The 20422-nt window shown below is 61.0% G+C and carries 22 protein-coding genes; 9 read left to right on the top strand and 13 right to left on the bottom strand.

All coding sequences use genetic code 11. The annotated features are described in order from the left end of the window. Positions 1-140: 140 nt before the first annotated feature. Positions 141-335, top strand: coding sequence for a hypothetical protein (locus F2S13_RS13730; RefSeq protein ID WP_166361623.1), 195 nt, complete (start codon positions 141-143; stop codon positions 333-335). Between the two features lie 338 nt (positions 336-673). On the opposite strand, the gene F2S13_RS13725 is transcribed toward F2S13_RS13730, so the two are convergent. Beyond that, positions 674-1180, bottom strand: a complete 507-nt coding sequence (locus tag F2S13_RS13725; RefSeq protein WP_166361621.1) for an MgtC/SapB family protein — start codon at positions 1178-1180, stop codon at positions 674-676. Positions 1181-1324: 144 nt separating this feature from the next. On the opposite strand from F2S13_RS13725, the gene F2S13_RS13720 reads away from it, so the two are divergent. The 3 genes from F2S13_RS13720 to mapR all read left to right on the top strand — a co-directional run bounded on the left by F2S13_RS13720 (position 1325) and on the right by mapR (position 4547). After that, a complete protein-coding gene (locus tag F2S13_RS13720; protein ID WP_166361619.1) occupies positions 1325-1564 on the top strand; it encodes a DUF3203 family protein in 240 nt (79 codons plus the stop codon). 120 nt (positions 1565-1684) lie between these two features. Next, the gene (ccoG, locus tag F2S13_RS13715; RefSeq protein ID WP_166361617.1) at positions 1685-3097 is read left to right on the top strand and encodes a cytochrome c oxidase accessory protein CcoG; all 1413 of its coding nucleotides are present in this window, start codon (positions 1685-1687) and stop codon (positions 3095-3097) included. A gap of 40 nt (positions 3098-3137) precedes the next feature. Next, positions 3138-4547, top strand: coding sequence for a GntR family transcriptional regulator MpaR (gene mapR / locus F2S13_RS13710; RefSeq protein WP_166361930.1), 1410 nt, complete (start codon positions 3138-3140; stop codon positions 4545-4547). A gap of 176 nt (positions 4548-4723) precedes the next feature. Here mapR and F2S13_RS29630 read toward each other — a convergent pair whose 3' ends face one another. The 3 genes from F2S13_RS29630 to F2S13_RS13695 all read right to left on the bottom strand — a co-directional run bounded on the left by F2S13_RS29630 (position 4724) and on the right by F2S13_RS13695 (position 7316). Beyond that, entirely contained in the window at positions 4724-5098 is a 375-nt protein-coding gene (locus F2S13_RS29630; RefSeq protein WP_166361615.1) for a DUF6508 domain-containing protein, read from the bottom strand. Positions 5099-5109: 11 nt separating this feature from the next. Then, a complete protein-coding gene (locus tag F2S13_RS13700) occupies positions 5110-6309 on the bottom strand; it encodes an ADP-ribosyltransferase (protein ID WP_166361613.1) in 1200 nt (399 codons plus the stop codon). A gap of 260 nt (positions 6310-6569) precedes the next feature. Next, the gene (locus F2S13_RS13695) at positions 6570-7316 is read right to left on the bottom strand and encodes an SDR family oxidoreductase (RefSeq protein WP_166361611.1); all 747 of its coding nucleotides are present in this window, start codon (positions 7314-7316) and stop codon (positions 6570-6572) included. A gap of 173 nt (positions 7317-7489) precedes the next feature. On the opposite strand from F2S13_RS13695, the gene F2S13_RS13690 reads away from it, so the two are divergent. Beyond that, positions 7490-8380, top strand: coding sequence for a hypothetical protein (locus F2S13_RS13690; protein ID WP_166361609.1), 891 nt, complete (start codon positions 7490-7492; stop codon positions 8378-8380). Positions 8381-8439: 59 nt separating this feature from the next. Here F2S13_RS13690 and F2S13_RS13685 read toward each other — a convergent pair whose 3' ends face one another. After that, the gene (locus tag F2S13_RS13685; protein ID WP_343047448.1) at positions 8440-8898 is read right to left on the bottom strand and encodes a hypothetical protein; all 459 of its coding nucleotides are present in this window, start codon (positions 8896-8898) and stop codon (positions 8440-8442) included. A 233-nt stretch (positions 8899-9131) separates the two neighbouring features. Between F2S13_RS13685 and F2S13_RS13680 the strand changes: the two genes are divergently transcribed. Together F2S13_RS13680 and F2S13_RS13675 are read left to right on the top strand one after the other, a co-directional pair. Further along, positions 9132-9587, top strand: a complete 456-nt coding sequence (locus tag F2S13_RS13680; protein ID WP_166361605.1) for a DUF411 domain-containing protein — start codon at positions 9132-9134, stop codon at positions 9585-9587. Positions 9588-9603: 16 nt separating this feature from the next. Then, a complete protein-coding gene (locus tag F2S13_RS13675; RefSeq protein WP_166361603.1) occupies positions 9604-10038 on the top strand; it encodes a YqaA family protein in 435 nt (144 codons plus the stop codon). Here F2S13_RS13675 and F2S13_RS13670 read toward each other — a convergent pair. Beyond that, positions 10035-10577, bottom strand: a complete 543-nt coding sequence (locus F2S13_RS13670; RefSeq protein ID WP_166361928.1) for a DinB family protein — start codon at positions 10575-10577, stop codon at positions 10035-10037. The genes F2S13_RS13675 and F2S13_RS13670 overlap by 4 nt on opposite strands. A 43-nt stretch (positions 10578-10620) precedes the next feature. Beyond that, the gene (zapE, locus tag F2S13_RS13665) at positions 10621-11739 is read right to left on the bottom strand and encodes a cell division protein ZapE (RefSeq protein WP_166361601.1); all 1119 of its coding nucleotides are present in this window, start codon (positions 11737-11739) and stop codon (positions 10621-10623) included. 105 nt (positions 11740-11844) lie between these two features. Here zapE and F2S13_RS13660 point away from each other — a divergent pair, with 105 nt between their 5' ends. Continuing rightward, complete coding sequence (locus F2S13_RS13660) at positions 11845-13992, top strand: methyl-accepting chemotaxis protein (protein WP_166361599.1); 2148 nt, start codon at positions 11845-11847, stop codon at positions 13990-13992. Here the strand turns inward: F2S13_RS13660 and F2S13_RS13655 are convergent. The 4 genes from F2S13_RS13655 to F2S13_RS13640 all read right to left on the bottom strand — a co-directional run bounded on the left by F2S13_RS13655 (position 13965) and on the right by F2S13_RS13640 (position 17667). Then, positions 13965-15158 carry a PQQ-dependent sugar dehydrogenase gene (locus F2S13_RS13655; RefSeq protein ID WP_166361597.1) on the bottom strand — a complete coding sequence of 398 codons (1194 nt, stop codon included), beginning with the start codon at positions 15156-15158 and terminating at the stop codon, positions 13965-13967. The genes F2S13_RS13660 and F2S13_RS13655 overlap by 28 nt on opposite strands. A 33-nt stretch (positions 15159-15191) precedes the next feature. Continuing rightward, a complete protein-coding gene (locus F2S13_RS13650) occupies positions 15192-15488 on the bottom strand; it encodes a hypothetical protein (RefSeq protein WP_218583925.1) in 297 nt (98 codons plus the stop codon). Between the two features lie 133 nt (positions 15489-15621). Then, complete coding sequence (gene speB / locus F2S13_RS13645) at positions 15622-16575, bottom strand: agmatinase (protein ID WP_166361593.1); 954 nt, start codon at positions 16573-16575, stop codon at positions 15622-15624. Between the two features lie 12 nt (positions 16576-16587). Continuing rightward, on the bottom strand, positions 16588-17667 hold the full coding sequence (locus F2S13_RS13640; protein ID WP_166361591.1) for an extracellular solute-binding protein: 1080 nt from the start codon (positions 17665-17667) through the stop codon (positions 16588-16590). A gap of 101 nt (positions 17668-17768) precedes the next feature. Here F2S13_RS13640 and F2S13_RS13635 point away from each other — a divergent pair, with 101 nt between their 5' ends. Beyond that, positions 17769-18662 (top strand): LysR family transcriptional regulator, encoded by an 894-nt coding sequence (locus tag F2S13_RS13635; RefSeq protein WP_166361589.1) that lies wholly within the window; start codon positions 17769-17771, stop codon positions 18660-18662. 97 nt (positions 18663-18759) lie between these two features. On the opposite strand, the gene F2S13_RS13630 is transcribed toward F2S13_RS13635, so the two are convergent. Both F2S13_RS13630 and F2S13_RS13625 read right to left on the bottom strand, forming a co-directional pair. Then, positions 18760-19167, bottom strand: a complete 408-nt coding sequence (locus F2S13_RS13630) for a hypothetical protein (RefSeq protein WP_166361587.1) — start codon at positions 19165-19167, stop codon at positions 18760-18762. 34 nt (positions 19168-19201) lie between these two features. Then, positions 19202-20263: a hypothetical protein gene (locus F2S13_RS13625; RefSeq protein ID WP_166361585.1), complete on the bottom strand. Its 1062-nt coding sequence runs from the start codon at positions 20261-20263 to the stop codon at positions 19202-19204. Between the last annotated feature and the right edge of the window lie 159 nt (positions 20264-20422).

The raw sequence follows: 20422 nt of genomic DNA, 5'->3' as shown, positions 1-20422 counted from the left end.
CGAACCCCGCTTAAGTTCCGAGCCGACGGCACGTTGAAAAGTTCAGATGAAATGAGCACTTCCCTTGCCCCCCGAAGAAAAACGAATCAATCGCCCTGCAGATCGTCCAACCCTTCATACCCCCTTGGGAGATCAGCTCAATGAATATTCCATACCCTGCCGAAACACCTGATCCGAACATTGACGACCCGACGCTGCCGCCACCCGATCCGGACCAGGAGCCCGATGAGCTGCCGCTCAAGCCAACGGTTCCACCGACTGTCGGCGATCCGCCCAGCGACGATCCGCCCGTGCTGGGTTGGCAGGCAATCCCTGAGCATAGACCGGTCTTGTGACAATGTGACTGAATAGTCACGACTATTTACGAACAGGCGTTTGCTCGGCTGAGCGTGGGATTTTTCACTCAAGCAACTCAGCCGCTTCCTAAGCCCATGCGCGACATACTTCGGCACCCTGAATCTATGCAGGGAGCTGCAGGTCGAGATGCGCATCAAGCTATTCAACTATGAAATTCACCTTTTCAACCGTGACAGGCAGGCCCCACGGACCCGGGAGCTTGCCGATTCACAGGCCGCAGCGCTCGTGCGCGCCCTGCACGAGTCCAGTACATTGATGGACGATGTATTCGCCCAACCTGACCTGGAAGTCGCTGAGCCGCAACCGACGACAGATATCAGTCCGAATCCTTGTCCGGATGCTCAAACCGCCCCACCACCCAAGGCATCACCCCAAGAATGATCAGCGCCAGCAGCGTACTCAGCAGCGCCGTCGCCTCCCGGCCCATGCCGGCGCAAACGCCGATGGCCGCGGTCATCCACAGGCCAGCGGCGGTGGTCAGGCCCTTGACGTGTTCTTCGTCCATGTCCTTGCCCTTGAGGATGGTGCCGGCGCCGAGAAAACCGATCCCGGCGACGATACCCTGCACCACCCGGCTCAGGGCCGCTTCGCCGGCCCCGGCCATCTGCGGCACCAGCACGAACAGCGCCGCGCCCAGGGCCACCAGCATGTGCGTGCGTACACCGGCGGCCTTGCCCTTGCGCTCGCGTTCGAAGCCCAGCACCCCGCCGAGCAGCGCCGCCATGAGCAGGCGCACCGAAACGCGAGTGATTTGTCTGGCGTCGGTGATGTCGGCGAATTCGGCCATCAGGGTCAACCACACTTCGTGCCACCAGGCGTCCATGGCTGCAGCCTCTGTACAGGGGATTGATCAGTGGACCGCAGCGATGCGCGCAAGTGCGTCGATGACCGTTGATCAGTCGATGCAGACACTCCTGCGCTGCAAAGGTCACAGGTTTAACTCCCCCTGAAAACCGAGGGCATGGCCATGACGGTTCATACCAATCAGGAAACACGGCGCTGTACTTTCACAGTTTGCGATCAGGGCTTCGATGTTGCGGCAGAGGACCTCACCATCACCACCGATGAGGGCCTGCGAATGTCGGTTATCTGGGTGGACGGCTACAAGGTCCCCATCACTGAAGACGAAGCCGACACCCTCACCGTGGCGGGTGCGGTGGATGGTCGCAGGCATTTGATGGTGACCGAGCCAGGCTCCGTGATTTAAGGCTTTGCGAGGATTTCCGGCTCATCTGATACGGTTTTTATTCAAATACCTGAGCCTGTTATGCAAACAGATGGGACGCCATAGTGCTCATGCCTGATAGAGGCTGATGAGCGACGAACCATGAGCGAACGAATTCCCGTCAAGATCGTTGAAATAGCCGAGCCTTCCACTTTCAAGAAGAAGCCCGCCACTAGCGACCGACAGATCCACACCCGCAGCTTCACCGGCTTGTTCCGCAACTTGCGCATAGGCGGCGCGGGACTGCTGTTTGTCCTGTTTTTCGGCACCGTCTGGTTGAACTGGGGCGGTCGCCAGGCCGTGCTCTGGGACCTGGCCGAAAGCAAGTTCCACATTTTCGGCGCGACCTTCTGGCCGCAGGATTTCATCCTGCTGTCGGCACTGTTGATCATCTGCGCCTTCGGCCTGTTCGCCATCACGGTGTTCGCCGGGCGCGTCTGGTGTGGCTACACCTGCCCGCAAAGCAGTTGGACCTGGATTTTCATGTGGTGCGAGAAGATCACCGAAGGCGAGCGCAACCAGCGCATCAAGCTCGATGCCGCACCCTGGGGCCTGAACAAGCTGATGCGGCGCTCGGCCAAGCACACCCTGTGGCTGGCCATCAGCCTGCTCACTGGCCTGACCTTCGTCGGCTACTTCACGCCGATTCGCCCGCTGACCAGTGAACTGCTGAGCCTGCAGTTGAGTGGCGTCAGCCTGTTCTGGGTGCTGTTCTTCACCGGCGCCACCTACATCAACGCCGGCTGGCTGCGCGAAGCAGTGTGCATGCACATGTGTCCCTATGCGCGCTTCCAGAGCGTGATGTTCGACAAGGACACCCTGACCGTCACCTACGACTACACCCGTGGCGAGAACCGTGGCCCGCGCAAGCGTGACGTGGCCCCGGCAAGCCAGGGCCTGGGCGACTGTATCGACTGCCAGATGTGCGTGCAGGTCTGCCCGACCGGCATCGACATTCGCGACGGGCTGCAAATGGAATGCATCGGTTGCGCGGCCTGCATCGACGCCTGCGACTCGATCATGGACAAGATGGGCTATGCCCGTGGCCTGATCGGCTACAAGTCCGAACGCCAGGTGGAAGGTGGCAAAACCCACCTGCTGCGCCCGCGCCTGCTCGGCTATGCAGCCGTGTTGCTGGTGATGATCGCAGCCTTGGTAATCGCCCTGGACCAGCGCGCGATGGTGTCCCTGGACGTCAGCAAGGACCGTGGCCTGTTCCGGGAAAACAATCTGGGTCAGATCGAGAACATCTACACCCTCAAAGTCATCAACAAGACCCAGCAACGCCAGGACTACCGCCTGCGCCTGGTCGATGCCGACGGCTTCGAGTTGCATGGCAAGACCGAGTTCAACCTGGCAGCTGGCGAGATCAGCGACTTCCCGGTGTCGGTGGCCATGCTGGCCGACCGTCCCGACAGCAGCTCCCGGACCATCACCTTCGAGATCGTCGACAGCGATGACCCACACGTGGTGAGCCTGGCCAACAGCCGCTTTGTCGCGCCATTGAACCGCTGATCACATACACTGCCAGGCAATCAGAAAGCACCGAGCCATGATGAAACGTTACGAGAAATTCGCCGATGATATCGCCGAGCTGATCCGCTCCGGGGTGCTGGGCCCCGGCCAGCGCGTGCCGTCGGTGCGGTATGCCAGCCAGACCCACGGGGTCAGCCCCTCGACCGTGTTCCAGGCCTATTACCTGCTGGAGCGGCGTGGGTTGATCCGGGCGCGGCCGCGCTCGGGATATTTCGTCAACGCGCACACGCCCACGCAGTTCAGCGAGCCGCAGATCAGCCATCAGGACAACGAGTCCACAGAGGTGGATGTCAGCGAGTTGGTGTTTTCGATTCTCGACTCGATCAAGGACCCGCAGACCGTACCCTTCGGTTCGGCCTTCCCCAGCCCGAGCCTGTTCCCGCTGCAGCGCCTGGCCCGCTCGCTGGCCAGCGCCAGCCGCGAGATGGACCCGCGCATGGTGGTCACCGACCTGTCCCCGGGCAACCCGCAATTGCGCCGGCAGATCGCCCTGCGCTACATGGTCGGCGGGCTGATGCTGCCCATGGAAGAGCTGCTGATCACCAACGGCGCGCTCGAAGCCTTGAACCTGTGCCTGCAGGCGGTCACAGAGCCGGGCGACCTGGTGGCCATCGAAGCACCGGCCTTCTATGCCTGCCTGCAGGTGCTGGAACGGCTGAAGCTCAAGGCCGTGGAAATCCCCGTGCACCCGCGCGAAGGCATCGACCTGAATGTACTGGCGCAAACCCTGGAGCGGCACCCGATCAAGGCGGTCTGGTGCATGACCAATTTCCAGAACCCGGTGGGCGCGAGCATGCCCGAAGCCAGGAAGCAGCAGCTGGTGGAGTTGTTGCGCCAGCACCAGGTACCGTTGATCGAAGACGACGTCTATGCCGAGCTTTACTACGCCCAGCAAGCACCGAAACCGGCCAAGGCCTTCGACACCGAAGGGCTGGTGATGCATTGCGGCTCCTTTGCCAAGAGCCTGGCGCCGGGCTACCGCATCGGCTGGGTGGCTGCCGGGCGCTATGCGCAGAAAATCGAACGGCTCAAATTGATGACCTCGCTGTGCGCCTCCATGCCGGCCCAGGCGGCCATAGCCGACTACCTGCAGCATGGCGGCTACGACCGTCACCTGCGCAAGTTGCGCTATGCCCTGGAAGAACAGCAAAGCGCCATGCTGGCGGCCATCGCCCGCCACTTCCCGGCGCAGACGCGGGTCAGCCAACCGGCCGGCGGCTATTTTCTGTGGCTGGAACTGCCGGAACAGATGGATTCGTTGAAATTGTTCCAGATGGCATTGGCCCAGGGTATCAGCATCGCGCCGGGGCCGATCTTTTCGCCGACCCAGCGGTTTCGTAACTGTATTCGGTTGAATTACGGTAGCCCGTGGACGGAGCAGTCGGAGAAGGCGATGGAGACGTTGGGGCGGATCGTGCGGTCGTTTTGAGGGTTTGCGACCGCCTTTTCTCGTTCCCGCGCTCTGCGTGGGAATGCAGTGACAGACGCTCCGCGTCGCGACGCGGAGCGTCAGGAGAGGCATTCCCACGCGGAGCGTGGGAACGAGGGGGCAAAGGCACCGCGTACCCCTTGCAGGAGCTGGCTTGCCCGCGATAAGGCCCGACTTCAAGGGGATACATTCAACGCTCGAAGTCGATTGAGCGCACGCTCCAGATAGCCATCGCGAATAATGGCATTTAAGTGCCCCTCGCAAAATCGGTCTGCTCTCACATGCGCAATCAAAAGCTTGCGCACCGTTTCGGCGTCTGCGGTGTCAAGCAATGACGCATCCTGCATCACTGCACGGTTGTTGCCGGAAAACTCTTGCATCCAGTTGAAGGGTGACATGAAGTTAGTGGCGTACAACACCCTCAGAAAAATATATATCTTATCATTCCATTGAGGACTCTTTTCGCCGAACTGCCTCAGGGTGGCCGCCGAAGGGGCGTACTGAAGCACATAGCCCAAAGCTTTGTCTGGAAGGGGCGGTAATTTTTTCACGATGGCAAGCCTCAGAGATGCAAGGAATCAATATTGGTTGAGTTATACAAAACTTGTGCAGACCGATATGTCGTGATTTCCTTCTCACCTATGGTCTCAACCTCCTTATCTGTAACCAAGTGCCACATATCACTCTCAAAAAGCACTTCCTCTTCTCCCGGAAACACCGAAATAGGCGCAATGTACTTCCCTATACTACTTTGTATTGCGAGCCTGTATTCACCAGGCCCACCCCCACCGAAGGACACTATGGTGGTACTTGTAAAAGAAAGCTCTCGGGAAATTTCACCATCGCTATACCGTTCCTCAATACCCTCAAACCAATTGAGAGCACGATGAACCGGCTCTTCATCACTGTAATTTCCCAATAGAGACAATCCTGTATTAATTGCCTCAATTGCCGCGTGATTTAACGCATAGCGGGGGTCAGTCACCTTACAACTACGCAACACGGTGTTCAATGGCGTGTAGTCCGAAAGGGTATAACCCTGAATAGCCCTATACTGCCGCTCTGTCAGGTTGAGTTCTTGCGCAGCCCGAGCAATATCGACAGAGACAGAAGGAATGGCGCACTCACTAGCGATTGAGTCGACCACCGCGTTAAGCTCACTATCAAAACCTACCGGCGGCCTTATATACCGCTCTTTCAATAGCGCAAATTCGTCAACTACTGTTTCCTCTACTCTATTTTGCGCTATCAATTTAGTCGCACGCCATGGGACTCTAGCGCCAAGGCTGGCCGCAGCAAAAAAATTCATCCTGAGCAAAATCGAAACCCATTCCTTACTTTCCGCAACGTGGACGGCCAGCGTTTTCGAAGCGTCTGCGCCGCTGAACAAACGCAACGCCTGATACGCTTTCCAAGCCTGCTCCGCTGCATCCTCCCGTGTATCTTCTGGTTCAAACACTACCAACCTTCTAAAACCAATATTCAGTTCATCAGGAATGGGTTGCGAGATCCAGCATGGCAAAAACGGACGAAAATCCATTGCGGGCCGGCGTGCAAGCTCAGCCACCGAAATATTGCGCCGATACAGCCCGTAAACAACTTCATTGGCTAGACTGTCGGAATAATCCCCTAGCTTGCAAGTAACCAAAAAAAAGTCCACCGGGTCATCCGCAACAACATCAAACACATCACCAACATACAGAAGAATTTCTCTGTCATCACCTCCAAGGTGATCAACATCCATTTGATCTTTATGCATCATAACCAGCCCCACCATAAAAATATTAGACAACAGCCCTAGACTACCAACAATCGGTGTAAGCAATAGCTGATAGAGCAGACAGGTAGACACCTTTGAGGATGTGGGAGTATTTTTATGGGTTGAGATTTAGTAACTGTATTCGGTTGAATTATTTCTCGTTCCCACGCGCAGCAAAGGAATGCAGTGACAGACGCTCTGCGTCGCGACGCGGAGCGTCAGGAGAGGCGTTCCCACGCGGAGCGTGGGAACGAGGGGTCAGATCAGCGGCCGCCGCCCAGATCAATGAACGTCCCGGTCGAATACGAAGCCTTGTCCGACAGCAACCAGATGATCGCCTCCGCCACTTCACTGGCCTGCCCGCCCCGGCCCATGGGAATACCCGACTCCAGCTTGCTGACCCGGTCGGCATCGCCGCTCAGGGCGTGGAAATCGGTGTAGATGTACCCCGGCCGCACCGCGTTGACGCGGATGCCTTCGCCCGCCACTTCCCTGGAAAGTCCGACCGTGAAGGTATCCAGCGCACCCTTGGAAGCGGCGTAGTCGACGTACTCGGCCGGCGAACCCAGCCGGGCCGCCACCGAAGAAACATTGACGATACTGCCGCCCTGCCCGCCATGCTGCGTCGACATGCGCTGGACCGCATGCTTGGCGCACAGGATCGGCCCCACCACATTGGTCTTCATGATTTTCAGCAGGCGGAATTCGGACATTTCATCGACCCGGGATTTCTGCCCCACGGTGCCGGCGTTGTTGACCAGTGCCGTCACCCGGCCGAGCTCGGCGTCAACGCGGTTGAACAGGTAGGTCACTTCGTCTTCGACACTGACGTCGGCGCGTACGGTAATGGCTTGCGCCCCCAGTTCGCGCACCTGGTCGAGCACGCGGTGCGCCGCCTGTTCGTCGGCCTGGTAGTTGATGCAGATGCGATAACCCTCGCGGGCGGCGAGCAGCGCAGTGGCGGCGCCGATGCCGCGGCTGGCGCCGGTGATGACGATGACTTTTTCCATGGACAGTACTCTGGCCTCCGTGTGGTGATGGGATTGAAGGCTAGCGCATGTTGGTGCGCTGCCGGAAGGACCTTTGGAACGAAACCCTGCTCGGGCAGTCCCCTGAAGTAAGAGGCCGGCTCGAGCGCCTCTGAGGAGAGGCTGTGACGCATCAAGCACCCTTGGCTGGACATATGAGCCGTTTCACATGGCTTCGATGGCTGCTGCTCTCGATCCTGGCTTGTATACCCCTGGGGTATGCTCAAGATGCCCAGACTCTCAAGGCACGTTATGTCGCGCTGCAGGAACAGTTGACCAACAATCCGTTTCAACGCCCGCTTTACCTCGAGTCGCGTGAAGCGCAAAACAACCTGACAGGCGACATCTATGCGCTGACCGAGCAACCCTATGCTGTCGTCAGCTCGGCGTTGCAGGGCATTGACCAATGGTGCGATATCCTGATCCTGCATCTGAACGTAAAGAACTGTCGCGCCTCTTCCGAGGCCGAGCACACCTTGAGCGTCGATATCGGGCGCAAGTCGGACGAGTCGCTGAGCGATACCTATAGATTCGACTTCTTGTATCAGGTCGTCGTGGCCACACCCGACTACCTGCGCATCATGCTGAGCGCCCCGCAGGGACCGCTCGGAACCAGTCATTACCGTATCGAGCTGGAAGTGCTGGGGCTCGATGCGCAGCGCAGTTTCCTGCATTTGTCCTATTCGTACGACTACGGCATGGCCGCGCGCATGGCCATGCAGAGCTATCTGGCGACGAGCGGCCGCAACAAGGTGGGTTTCAGCATCGTTGGCCAGGCGGCCGATGGTCAGCCTGTCTATATCAAAGGCATGCGTGGGGTGGTGGAGCGCAATTCCATGCGTTATTACCTGGCGCTCGAAGCTTACCTCGGCGCATTGTCAAAACCTGAGTCGCAGCAGCTGGAAAAGCGATTGAGCGACTGGTATGCCGGTATCGAGCGTTATCCTCGGCAGCTGCATGAGCTCGAGCGCAGCGAATACCTGGCCATGAAGCACAAGGAAATCCAGCGCCAGCAGAACATGAGTGCGACACCGACGGCGCAGTAGGTGCCTGACGGCCTGCGGTTTCGAGTGCCTGAGGATCGCTCAGGCACTCATGCCCTGCATCAGTGATCGTTTTTGGACGACGATACACCGGCGTGGCTCAGACCCTTCGAATTGTGCGTGCCCGGCTTGCTACCAGCGATCGCCGTTGCCTTGGCCAACCCACGAGTGTCCCTGGAGTGGGCAATTGCGGAAGTCGTCGTGCCACGCCCCTTGTCACTGTTACGGTCATTACCGTAATGATGGCCGCTCACTCCGTGGTCCCTGACAGACCGGCTTTCGTGTGCATCGCTCAGGCCCTTGCCGTGGCCCTCATTGGCCTTGTCACCTTTATGCCCGGCACCGCCGCCAATCCCGCCGCCGATGCCGCCACCATGGTCGGCACCATGGCCGGCACCGTTGCCAGCGCCGCCACCATGACCACCACCATTGCCACCGCCGTTACCACCAGCTCCGCCGCCGCCGTGACCACCACCCTCCTTCGCTTCAGCAGAAGCGATGAAAGACACACTGGTCAGCATGGAAACAGCTGTGAAAGCCATCGTGCATGCGGTCAGCGCTACCAGGATTTTCTTTTTTATCAACATAAGTCCCCCAGACCAATCGGATCAGCGTGAGTTGGACTATTCCTGTGGTAGGAGGTTCACAGCGACGACCAGTGGTCGATGCACCTTACAATTTTGTAATACTTCCCTCAGCTTGCCGACAGCCGCCGCTGCTACCCTGCACGGTTGCCCACACAGGAGAATCATCCATGCTGCAATCCCACCCGCTGCGGCGCCTCGCATTGCTGGCACTGCTGGCGACCAGTTCCCTGGCCCAGGCGGCCGAATCGCTGAACATCGACGTCTACCGCGATCCCAACTGTGGCTGCTGCAAGGCCTGGATCAAACACCTGCAGGAAAATGGTTTTACCGTCCAGGACCATGTCGAACCGAACATGAGCCAGGTCAAGCAGGACCTGGGCGTCGCGCCGCGACTGGCGTCGTGCCATACCGGGAAGATCAACGGCAAGTTCGTCGAAGGCCATGTACCGGCCGACCAGGTCAAGGCGCTGGCCGCCCGTGACGACCTGCGCGGGCTGGCCGTGCCGGGCATGCCGATGGGTTCGCCGGGGATGGAAGTCGACGGACGCCAGGATGCCTATCAGGTGATCGGACTGACGAAGGGTGACACTGATGTAGTGGTGGCCGAGTACCCCGCCAAATGAGGCTCGACCCTCATTGATGCTGAGTTATGGGAGCCTGTTCCTCGCGGCGTTCGGGGCGGCGACGCTGCTGCCCCTGCAATCGGAAGCCGTACTCGTCGGGCTTTTGATCAGAACACCGTCCGCCGTGGGCTGGCTGCTGTTGATCGCAACCGCCGGTAATCTGCTGGGTTCGATCGTCAACTGGCTGCTGGGACGCTCCATCGAACACCTGCGCGACCGGCGCTGGTTCCCGATGAAGCCGCAGCAGCTGGAAAAGGCCCAGCGCAGTTACCAGCGTTACGGCCACTGGTCGCTGCTGCTGAGCTGGGTGCCGATCATTGGCGACCCGCTGACCCTCATCGCCGGCGTGATGCGCGAACCCTTCTGGCGCTTCGTACTCATCGTTGGCCTGGCCAAGGGCGCGCGCTATGCCGTGTTGGCGTTGTTGACGCTCAATTGGAGCGCTTTCTAACTCCTGTTCCAGATCTGGGCTTCGCTCCAGCCCAGTTCGGCAAAGTCGTCGGCGCGCCGTCTGGCGTCGTCCTCGCAGAAGAACTCATCGAGCTGGGGCGGCTTGACCCCGGTATCGCACAGCATCGCGTGCACCTGCCCGCGGTGGTGGATCTGATGCTCGAACAGATGCCCGAGCAGGCGCAGACGCTGTTCGCGCTGCACCCGGTCCGGGCGCACGATGCTGACGTAGCGGTTGAGGTTCTCATCGTGCAGCGAGGAGCAGTAGGCGATCAGGCGGTGGTCGGCCTGGGCCTGCTCGCGCTGCAGTTGCTCGCAGTCGTCGAATTGTTCTTCAGGGTCGACGAATGGCTCTGGCGCCTCGCCGGCCTGCTCGCTTTCCAGGGCCTGCAGGTACAGCCAGTCGACAATCAGAATATGATTGAGGGTGAGCTTGATCGATGGAAAAAAGCTGCACCTGGGTTCGACGAATTCGTCCTGGCTCAGCTGCAGGCAAGCTTTGTACAAACGATGATTGGCCCAGGCATTGTTGTAGGCCATGCTCAGCAGATAATGCGACAGTTGATTGGCCACGGCGGTGTCCTCAGCAAAACCGTTGCAATTGCATTTCCCGTAACCGGCTCAGCGTACGCCTGAACGGAAATGACAGATACCCTTGAGTGTAGAGTGCTTCGAGCGGAACTTGCGCTTCTAGGTACAACGGCACCTTGCGGTCGTAACATTCATCGACCAGGGCGATGAAGCGCCGCACGCTGTCATCATGTACCGACAGCTCGGGCAGCTCACGGTCCCCGGCCTCCACCCGCTCCACACCATCTTCGGTGCCCCGTGCAATTTTCGCCGCACGCTGCTGTGCACTGAGGTCCGGCACCTCGCCGAGCAGGATGGCCGTGAAGCGATCGCACAAGGCCATGAAGTCCATGGCCGCCAGCGGCGCTTCGCACAGATCGGCATAGCGGCACCACAGCACCTTGTCGCTGGCCCGCACCACATTGAGGCAACGATGGCCTACTGCCAGTGAATCGCACTGCGAGGGGGCATTGCCGCTCAGCTGTCCAAAGACCTGGGGCAACTGGCTGGGCTGACCGTCGGCACTCACCCAATAGCGCTGCACCCCCACGCCCGGGTGCAAACGGTGGTCCTGCTCGCCGGCCACGCTCACCACCTGCATGCAGCGCTCGATCGCGGCAATCGCCGGGACGAAGCGCTGGCGGTTGAAACCTTCGCTGTAGAGCTGCCGCGGCGGCTGGTTGGAGGTGGCGACCACCACCACACCGGCCTCGAACATGACCTCCAGCAGGCGCCCGAGAATGATCGCGTCGCCAATGTCGCTGACGAAGAACTCGTCGAAGCAGAGCACGCGGATCTCCTCGCTCAGCTGCCGGGCCAGGGCCTGCAAGGGATCGCTGGTACCGGTGAGCTGGAACAGGCGCTGGTGCACCCAGCTCATGAAGTGATGGAAATGCTGGCGCCGTGCCGGTACCTGCAAGCATTGGTGGAACTGGTCCATCAGCCAGGTCTTGCCGCGCCCCACCGGCCCCCAGAGGTACACCCCGCTGGCGCGCCCGCCGCTGCGCAAGGCTTCAAAGCACTGCTGCAAGGCCTGCACGGCGTGCCATTGGGCGTCATCGGCGGCGAACCCGCGCTGGTCGATGGCGTGCCGGTAAGCGGCCAGTGGCGAGTCAAAGGTAGCGCTGGGCATGGGGCTGGAAAAATCCTCAAATCGATCAAGCGCCAGACAGAGTCGTTAGCTGGCTTGGTAATTGCTAAAGGCCATTATCCCTGCAGTCAGCATTAAGGAAGGTCCATGTCCCTGCGAAGCGAATCGATGCAGCTGGGTGCCAGTGAACGTCGCTGGCTGCCCTGGTTTGGCAAAACCGGCAAGCTGGCCATGGGCTGGGCCTGCCGTCTGAACCAGTCAGCTTATCCGATCATCGAGAAGACTTTCGAGGCCATCGCCGAAACCCGGGTCAAATTACTGCACGACTGGGCCCGGGACCACTGGGAGAATCTGGCTGAACTGGCCGCGAGCCTGGCCCAGGATTTCGCCCATCTGGACAACGCCCTGCTCAATGAAAAGCTGGGCCAGACCACGGACATCAGCGAGTTGCTGGTGGTCAGGGCCGATGGCCAGATCATCGCCTCGAGCTTTGCCGGCCATTGCAACGCCCGCGACCTGAACCCCCGCGCATTGGCCGAAGGCTTGAAGCAACCCTTTCTGCACGGCCCCTACAGCGACCCGTTGACCTTGCAGATCGGCCCTACGACCTCGCGCTTTCACGACGAAGTCACGCTGGTGTTCTACCAGCCGCTCAAACACGCCGGCAAAGTGCTGGGCTGCCTCTGCGCGCGGGTGCCCAATGACGTGCTCGGCGACTTGATCCAGCGTGAAGCCGGGCACATCTACCCCGAATCCGGTGACAACTACCTGTTCATGGTGCGCGCCCATTTCGATTCGACCATTGCCCCGGGTATCGCCTTGTCGCGCTCGCGGTTCGAGGACAACACCTTTACCCACGGCGAAAACCTCAAGAGCGGCGTACACACCGCCTGGGGCAGCGTGCGGATCAACCGCCACACGGAACTGGAGCTGCGCTTCATCGACCCGGCAACCGGGCAACTGCACCCCGGCGTGCGCGAAACCATCCGCACCGGCTCGAACCTGTTCGTCACCTACCCCGGGTATGCCGACTACCGGCATATTCCGGTGATCGGCAAGGGCGTGACCTTCCAGCTGCCCGGTTCGCCCGACCGCTGGGGCATGATGTGCGAAGCGGACCTGGAAGAAGTCTACCGCCGTCGCTCCCTCAGCCACGGTCTGATGAAGCCTTACCTGGCGACCATGGTCGGCTTGTTCGCCTGCAATGTGCTGGTGCAACGCTTCAGTGGTCTGGAACAGCTGTGGGTCGATGGGGTGCAGGGCGTGAGCATGTTGTTGGCGGCGCTGCTGTTCTCGGCCCTGGGGCCCAGGCGCCTGGCCACGCGCCTGAACGACATGACCGAGGTGGTGCGCGCCATTGCCGAAGGCGAAGGCAACCTGCGCCAGCGTCTGGACACCGCCACCATGGCCAATGATGAAACCGGCGACATGGGCCGCTGGATCAACAGTTTCATCGACAACCTCGATGCCGTGGTCGGCCAGGTCATCAGCGCTTCCCATACGGTCGGCCAGACCAACGAGACCATGCTCGGCCGCAGCCAGGCCGCCAGCGCCACGTCGGGCGAAGTCGCCGACGCGATTCATCGCATGATGATCATCGTCGAAGGCCAGCTGGGCGAAATCCAGCAGGCCTCGCTGACCGCCGAAGACATGAAAAAGGCCATGGACGAGGTGGTGCTGCGTGCCCGCGAGCAGTTCGAGGCGGTGCAGACCGGCACCCAGTCGATTCGCGATGTGGTCGCCCGCTCGGCCGCCAGCGTGCAGCAACTGGACCAGCGCATGGTGGAAATCGGCACCTTTACCGGCCTGATCACCGACATTACCAACCAGACCAACCTGCTGGCGCTCAACGCGGCCATCGAAGCGGCGCGCGCCGGCGAGCATGGCCGTGGCTTCGCCGTGGTCGCCGATGAAGTGCGCACCCTGGCGACCCGCACCGCCAGCGCTGCCCAACACATTCGAGAAATGATCGAGGGACTGCAGGGCGAGACCCGCAAGGCAGTGGCGTTCATGGAAGGGGGCGTTGAGGATGTCGACAACAGCCTGCGCCTGGCCGAAAGCGCCTCCTCGGAAAACCTGCAGTTGCACCAGGCGGTCGACAACCTGTTCGGCATCATCCAGCAGCTCAACGAGAAGAGCCTGGACTGCGGCCAGACCATCAAACAGGTCGACCAGTCCTGCGGTGACATGCGCCAGACTGTGGTGGTGCTGCAAAGCAGCGCCGAACGGGTGCGGATCAATGCCAACAAGCTGCAGAAGCTGGTCGGTCAGTTCGAGGTCAGCAGCGTGGCCTGACCCGAGTCGACCTGCTCCAGGCCAACCTTGAACAAGACCCCGTTGTCCTCGTCGGTCAGCACGTACAGATAGCCGTCGGGGCCCAGGCGCACATCGCGGATGCGCGAGTTGAGCTCGCCCAGCAAACGCTCCTCATGAACGACCCGGTCACCCTCCAGTTGCAGGCGAATCAACTCCTGGGAGGCCAGTGCGCCGATGAACAGATCATGTTTCCAGGCCTTGAAACGGCCGCTGTCGTAGAACGCCATGCCGCTGATGGCCGGCGATTTTTCCCAGACATGGTGTGGGTCCAGCGCGCCCTCGACGGATTTGCCCCTGGCTTCGGGAATTGGCGCGCCGGAATAATTGATGCCGTTGGTTGCCAGCGGCCAGCCATAGTTCTTGCCACGTTGGATGATATTGATCTCGTCGCCGCCACGGGGGCCGTGTTCATTGGTCCAGAGCTGGCCGGTCCAGGGGTTGAGGGCGGCGCCTTGCTGGTTGCGATGGCCGTAGGACCAGATTTCCGGGCGCACGCCTGCCTGGCCGACAAAGGGATTGTCATCGGGCACCTTGCCATCGGGGTAGATGCGCAGCACCTTGCCCTGGGTTTTGTCCAGGTCCTGGGCGGCCTTGCGCTGATTGTTTTCGCCCAGGGCAATGAACAGGTAACCGTCGCGGTCGAAGACCAGCCGCGAGCCGAAGTGAAAACCCACCGACAGCTTGGGTGCCTGGCGAAAGATCACCTTGAAATCCTGCAGCTGGGTCAGGTCGCCGGACAAACGCCCGCGCCCGACTGCCGTACCCGCGCTATCGTCCTGACCACCGCCTTCGGCATAGGACAGGTAAACCATACGGTCCTGCTTGAATTGCGGCGAGAGCGCCACATCGAGCAAACCGCCCTGCCCTTTGGCCCAGACCGCCGGCACCCCGCTGATGGGCGCGCCGATCTTGCCGTCGAAGGCGACCACCCGCAGATTGCCGGGACGCTCGGTCACCAGCATGCCCTGGCCGTCCGGCAGAAACGCCAGGGCCCAGGGGTGCCGCAGGCCCTGGGCGACCGTCTCGACGCTGACCTGGCCGCGCTCACTCGGGTAGCTGCGATAGGTTCCCGCGACGGCAGCCAGCGCCAGAAGGGTGCCAAGGGCAAAGGCGCACATCGTCATCAGCAGGTTTCGGCAAGGCATGGAAGGCTCCTTCTCGGTGCTGGCGACGAGCGCTTATTGAGTCCGGTCATCGGTCTGATGCTGCGAACGCGGGGTGTTCGACGGGGGTGTCGACTGTTCACGGCGCAGGTTGTCGCCATTGCCGACGCCCCGGTTTTCCACGGTCGGCTGCCTGACAATGGGCACGGTCGAAGGCCCACGCACGGGCGGCATGGGCGATACGCTGCCCTGACGGCTATTGGGATTGGCATTGCGGATGGGGCTGTTGTAAGGGGTGGTCGTACCCGCCGCCAACAGCTGCAGCGGGTTGATCAACAGGACGCCCAGCAGCAGCGTGGCCAGGCCTTGCAAAGAGCGCTTCACAACGATCACCTCATACGCGATGTCGAGTCCCCTGGCGTTTGGAACGCCTCGGGCGAAGCAGGTTCGATCGGAACCCGGACAGTCGCGCAGAGATGAAGCGTGTTGTGTCTGAACGACCTCGCTAGAGTTTATGCCGAGCCGCGTACAAGCACAGCATTTCCATCGCCAGGGTCGCTGCCGCCAGTGAGGTGATGTCGGCGTGATCGTAGGCCGGCGCCACTTCCACCACGTCCATGCCCACCAGATTGATGCCACGCAGGCCACCGATGATCTCCAGCGCCTGCACCGTGGTCAGGCCGCCGCACACCGGGGTGCCGGTGCCGGGCGCATAGGCCGGGTCCAGGCAGTCGATGTCGAAGGTCAGGTAGACCGGGTTGTTGCCGACGCGCTGGCGTATGGCTTCGATAATCTCCTGGCAACCGCGCCGGTGCACCTGGCGCGCGTCGAGGATGGCAAAGCCCTGATCGTCGTCATTGGTGGTGCGCAGGCCGATCTGCACCGAACGCGAAGGGTCGACCAGCCCCTGTTTCGCAGCATGGTAGAACATGGTGCCGTGGTCGATGCGCTGGTCATTGTCATCGTGCCAGGTGTCGCTGTGGGCATCGAAGTGGATCAGCGACAGCGGACCATGTTTGCGCGCATGGGCCTTGAGCAGCGGATAGGTGATGAAATGGTCGCCGCCCAGGGTCAGCATGGCGCAGCCGGCCGAGAGAATATGCTCGGCATGGGCTTCGATCACCTCGGGCGTGGCCTGGGGCGTGCCGTAATCGAAGGCACAGTCGCCGTAATCGATCACCGCCAGATGGTCGAAGGGGTCGAACTCCCATGGCCAGTGCCGTTCCCAGGCCGATTGCACCGAGGCGTTGCGAATCCCGCGCGGCCCGAAACGCGCGCCCGGGCGGTTGCTGGTGGCAGTGTCGAACGGCACGCCGCTGACCACCACATCAACGCCTTGCAGATCGCGGCTGTAACGCCGGCGGGAAAAGCTGGTGATGCCGGCATAGGTGCTCTCCGCCGCCGTGCCGTAAAGGCTGCTGCGGGTGATGGCCTGGTCGTTCTCTACTTGTTGATCCATGGGAAGGATTCCTTATTGGCGGCTACGGAAAGTGGTCCACAGGCGGGTGCGCTGGCGCATGTCGGGCAAGGCCATGCTCTGGTCGGCATACAGGCGTGCACGGACTTCGGCCGGCGGATAGATATCGGGGTTGTCACGGATCGGCGCATCGACCAGGGGCGTCGCCGCCTGGTTGGCGTTGGCGAAGAACAGGGTGTTGGTCAGTGCCGCCACCGATTCGGGGCGCAGCAGGAACTCGATGAAAGCCTTTGCCGCTTCCAGGTGCGGGGCATCCTTGGGGATGGCCAGGTTGTCCTGCCAGATCAGCGTGCCTTCCCTGGGAATCCGATAGGTCACTTCAAACGGCTTGCTGGCACGCCGGGCCTGTTCGGCGGCGGTGCTCGCATCGCCGTTGTAGGTCAGGGCCAGGCATGTGGTGCCATTGGCCAGGTCGCTGATTTGCCGACCATTGGCAACGTATTGCACCGAGGGCTGCAATTGATGGAGCAAGGCGCCAGCGGCCTCCAGGTCTGCCTTGTTGCGGCTGTAGGGGTCCTTGCCCAAATAATGCAGGGCCAGCCCAATGACTTCCTGGGGCGAGTCGACGAGTGAGATCCCGCAGTCGGCCAGCTTGCTGGCATATTCAGGTTTGAACAGCAGATCCAGGCTATCGAGCGCCACACCGGGCAGGCGCTTTTGCACGGCCTCGACATTGATCCCCAGGCCCAGGGTGCCCCAGGTGTAAGGGACGGCGTACTGGTTGCCGGGATCGATCCGGGCGAGCTTGTCCAACAGGTCGCCGTCGAGATTGGCATAGCCCTGCAGCGCCGCCGCCCCGGTGGTGCGCAAGGCACCGGCGGCCATGGCCCGGGCCAGCACGCTGGAAGACGGCACGACCACGTCATAGCCGCTGCCGCCAGTGAGCAGGCGGGTTTCCAGTACTTCGGGGGTGTCGAAGGTGTCATAGCGCACGGTGTAGCCGGTTTCCTGCTGGAAGCGCTGCAGGGTTTCGGGCGCGACATAGTCGGCCCAGCCGTAGATATTGACGACCTTCTCCTCGGCCACTACGGGCAGGGCAACGACCAGGGACAGCAATAAACAGGACGAACGCATGATGAGCACCTCGACGCAGGGAGTGCCCACAGCATGCCCGCCGGGTTACATTGGTAAAATAGCAAGTCAATTATCCTGACATTCTCAGAGACCAATGTTTAATGCTCGGACAACTGCATGACCTGGACCTGCAACTGCTCAGGCTGTTCGCCAGCGTCGCCCAAAGCGGCGGATTCAGTGCCGCCCAAGGGGTGCTCGGCCTCAGCCAGCCGAGCATCAGCCAACAGATGGCCAAGCTGGAGACGCGCCTGGGCTACCGCCTGTGCAGTCGCGGCAAGGGCGGCTTCAAGTTGACGCCCAAGGGTGAAGAACTGCTCAAGGCCACCAAGGTGCTGTTCGAATCCATCGAGTCCTTTCGCCATCAGGCCAATGGCGTTGCCGGGCGCTTGCTGGGCGAGCTGCGTATCGGCTGTTCCGAGGCGCTGGACCCGTCGGTGACCCTGCGCCTGGCCGAGGCCATCGCGCGCTTTCGCCAGCGCGATGAAGCGGTGTGTATCGAACTGATCAGCGCCATGCCGGCCGACATGGAACGCCTGCTGCTGGAACAACGCCTGGACCTGGCCATCGGCTACTTCTCGGGTACCCAGCGTGCCTTCGACTACCGCCTGCTGTTCAGTGAAACCCAGCATCTGTACTGCGGGCTGGGGCATCCGCTGTTCAACGCCGTCGAGATCGACGAACAGGCGCTGGCCGGGGCGGACCAGATCGAACATCCCTACCGTTTTCTCAAGAGCGACGAGCCTTATCGCGGCGGGTTCTGCTCGGCGCGTACCGAGCAGGTCGAAGGGGCGCTGGCGTTCATTCTGTCGGGGCGGCACATCGGCCACCTGCCCCGCCACTTTGCCCAGCCCTGGGTTGAGCGGGGTTTGTTGCGGGTGTTGTGCGAAGAGACATCGAGCTTTGAAGCCCCCTTTCACCTGGCCCGGCATCGGGGGCAGGTGCCGGGAGATGCGCAGCAGGCGTTTGAGGAGGATTTGTTGGCGGTGTTCGCTTGAGGGCCCTATCGCTGGCAAGCCAGCTCCCACAGAGGATTTGTGTACACCTCAGTATCCCTGTGGGAGCGGGCTTGCCCGCGATGAGGCCATCAAACACTCAGAGCAACCCCGGCGCCTGCCACTGCGTGGTCACACTCTGCCCATCCACCAACGGCGCGGCATAGTGGTTGCACAATCCAGCGCCGTCGGTTGACCCGCGGAACCCCGACGCATTCTGGATCACGGTGTAACGACCTACACCAGTCCAGGTGACAATCCAGGGTATGCGCACCGCCATGTCGAAATTGGCATTGGCGCCGTAGATCGGGATCCTGTCGCGGATTGTGCCCAGGGTCACCGGGTACATGAACATCACCGTGTTTGGATATTTATGCTCGAACTCCTCGACCCGCGCCTGCAACACAACTCCCGCATAGCGGACAACATCGTTGTAGTTATCCTGAATATCGCCGGTTGCCAGGTTCCTGACGTGCCGGGTCAAAAAGTCTTCCGTGCAATTGAACATGACTGAATCCTCTCGTTGAGCCGCATGCAATGGGTCAGTGTTCGATGTCCTTGGCCTGGGTCTTGCCGGGCCAGACACCGGTCATCTGCACCTCGCGCCGACCGGTCAACCACTGCCCCAGGGGGCTGGGCCAGCTGAAGGAGTAATGGTCGCTGTTGATCATCCCTTTGAAGGTCACCTGCGCCCGCAGATTGGTGGCGCTGAGTGGAATATTGCCGACCGTTTTCGACAGTCCCCCGCTGAGGCTGAACTCGTCGTGGCGATGCCCCTGGGGGGTGTCGTAATCGAGCTGGATCTGAGTGATGTAGGTGCACCCCGGCACGTTGTTGAACAGAATTTCGAAAGCCCCCAGGCGCGTCACCCAGTTAGGGATCAACAGGGAGCCGTCGAACGAGGCGAAGGTGAAGGCGATGGGGATCGGCACGGTCGCCAGGGTCTCCGCCTGGTAGGGCCACAGGTGCTGGTCGACGCTCTTGGTCTGGTTGGTGGAGACGAATGAGCCTTTAGCGGTGGCGCTGCCCAGCATGTCTTCGATGGCACTGACGGAGCCTGTGATCGAGAACGAGGAACTGTTGTCCTGGGAACCGATATTCAGGCCACTGGTTGCGTAAATCACGCTGGTGACGACACCGAAGCCCTGGGCAATGGCATCGTTGCCGCCCATGCTGACACTGGCCGCCTGCTGCTTGAGCAACTGCAGGGTCTGCGGTTGGGTCAATTGCGTCATATCAGTCAGAAACGACTCGGAGGCGATACCGAATTCCGACGCGATCGACCCCAGGGCCGAGAAGTCCCACTTCACTTCGGTTCCGGCCTTGATCTTGACGCCCGTCTCCGGATCGGTGGCCGAGCCATCGAGCTCCACATTGGCCTGGGTGCGCTGCACGTTGCTGGACGAGAGTTTCCACTGGTTCGGCGCGCCTCGACTACCGACCGTCAAGCCCGGCGTATCTTCCTTGACCAGGGTGAAGTCTCCGCTGTCGGGAGAAACAAAACCGACACTGCCCACCTTGATCTTCTGATCAAGCGTCCAGTTGCCCCAATAGGCAGGACGCCCATTGCGGATCAGGTCGGTAAACGAACGATTCCAGTTCATGGTTCCAATCCTTCTCGATGGTTGTTGACCGGGCTCGTCCGCCACATGCGGCGAACCCCCGCCAGACACCTGCGCTTGCGGCACTCTCCAGTGCCGGTCCAACTGCCAAGCCGTGAGCGTCGGCAAGTCGATGGTGCGGCCAGCACAAACATCAAACCA

This window comes from Pseudomonas akapageensis (assembly GCF_011355085.1).
Classification (GTDB): Bacteria; Pseudomonadota; Gammaproteobacteria; order Pseudomonadales; family Pseudomonadaceae; genus Aquipseudomonas; species Aquipseudomonas akapageensis.
This window is presented reverse-complemented; position numbering and strand designations above follow the sequence as displayed.

What these genes read in the sequence shown, in the direction of transcription:
- F2S13_RS13730 (WP_166361623.1), top strand. Translation starts at nt 141, where the DNA reads ATGAATATTCCATACCCTGCCGAAACACCTGATCCGAACATTGACGAC.
- F2S13_RS13725 (WP_166361621.1), bottom strand. Translation starts at nt 1,180, where the DNA reads ATGGACGCCTGGTGGCACGAAGTGTGGTTGACCCTGATGGCCGAATTC.
- F2S13_RS13720 (WP_166361619.1), top strand. Translation starts at nt 1,325, where the DNA reads ATGACGGTTCATACCAATCAGGAAACACGGCGCTGTACTTTCACAGTT.
- ccoG (WP_166361617.1), top strand. Translation starts at nt 1,685, where the DNA reads ATGAGCGAACGAATTCCCGTCAAGATCGTTGAAATAGCCGAGCCTTCC.
- mapR (WP_166361930.1), top strand. Translation starts at nt 3,138, where the DNA reads ATGAAACGTTACGAGAAATTCGCCGATGATATCGCCGAGCTGATCCGC.
- F2S13_RS13700 (WP_166361613.1), bottom strand. Translation starts at nt 6,309, where the DNA reads ATGATGCATAAAGATCAAATGGATGTTGATCACCTTGGAGGTGATGAC.
- F2S13_RS13695 (WP_166361611.1), bottom strand. Translation starts at nt 7,316, where the DNA reads ATGGAAAAAGTCATCGTCATCACCGGCGCCAGCCGCGGCATCGGCGCC.
- F2S13_RS13690 (WP_166361609.1), top strand. Translation starts at nt 7,490, where the DNA reads ATGAGCCGTTTCACATGGCTTCGATGGCTGCTGCTCTCGATCCTGGCT.
- F2S13_RS13685 (WP_343047448.1), bottom strand. Translation starts at nt 8,898, where the DNA reads ATGCTGACCAGTGTGTCTTTCATCGCTTCTGCTGAAGCGAAGGAGGGT.
- F2S13_RS13680 (WP_166361605.1), top strand. Translation starts at nt 9,132, where the DNA reads ATGCTGCAATCCCACCCGCTGCGGCGCCTCGCATTGCTGGCACTGCTG.
- F2S13_RS13675 (WP_166361603.1), top strand. Translation starts at nt 9,604, where the DNA reads ATGCTGAGTTATGGGAGCCTGTTCCTCGCGGCGTTCGGGGCGGCGACG.
- F2S13_RS13670 (WP_166361928.1), bottom strand. Translation starts at nt 10,577, where the DNA reads ATGGCCTACAACAATGCCTGGGCCAATCATCGTTTGTACAAAGCTTGC.
- zapE (WP_166361601.1), bottom strand. Translation starts at nt 11,739, where the DNA reads ATGCCCAGCGCTACCTTTGACTCGCCACTGGCCGCTTACCGGCACGCC.
- F2S13_RS13660 (WP_166361599.1), top strand. Translation starts at nt 11,845, where the DNA reads ATGTCCCTGCGAAGCGAATCGATGCAGCTGGGTGCCAGTGAACGTCGC.
- F2S13_RS13655 (WP_166361597.1), bottom strand. Translation starts at nt 15,158, where the DNA reads ATGCCTTGCCGAAACCTGCTGATGACGATGTGCGCCTTTGCCCTTGGC.
- speB (WP_166361593.1), bottom strand. Translation starts at nt 16,575, where the DNA reads ATGGATCAACAAGTAGAGAACGACCAGGCCATCACCCGCAGCAGCCTT.
- F2S13_RS13640 (WP_166361591.1), bottom strand. Translation starts at nt 17,667, where the DNA reads ATGCGTTCGTCCTGTTTATTGCTGTCCCTGGTCGTTGCCCTGCCCGTA.
- F2S13_RS13635 (WP_166361589.1), top strand. Translation starts at nt 17,769, where the DNA reads ATGCTCGGACAACTGCATGACCTGGACCTGCAACTGCTCAGGCTGTTC.
- F2S13_RS13630 (WP_166361587.1), bottom strand. Translation starts at nt 19,167, where the DNA reads ATGTTCAATTGCACGGAAGACTTTTTGACCCGGCACGTCAGGAACCTG.
- F2S13_RS13625 (WP_166361585.1), bottom strand. Translation starts at nt 20,263, where the DNA reads ATGAACTGGAATCGTTCGTTTACCGACCTGATCCGCAATGGGCGTCCT.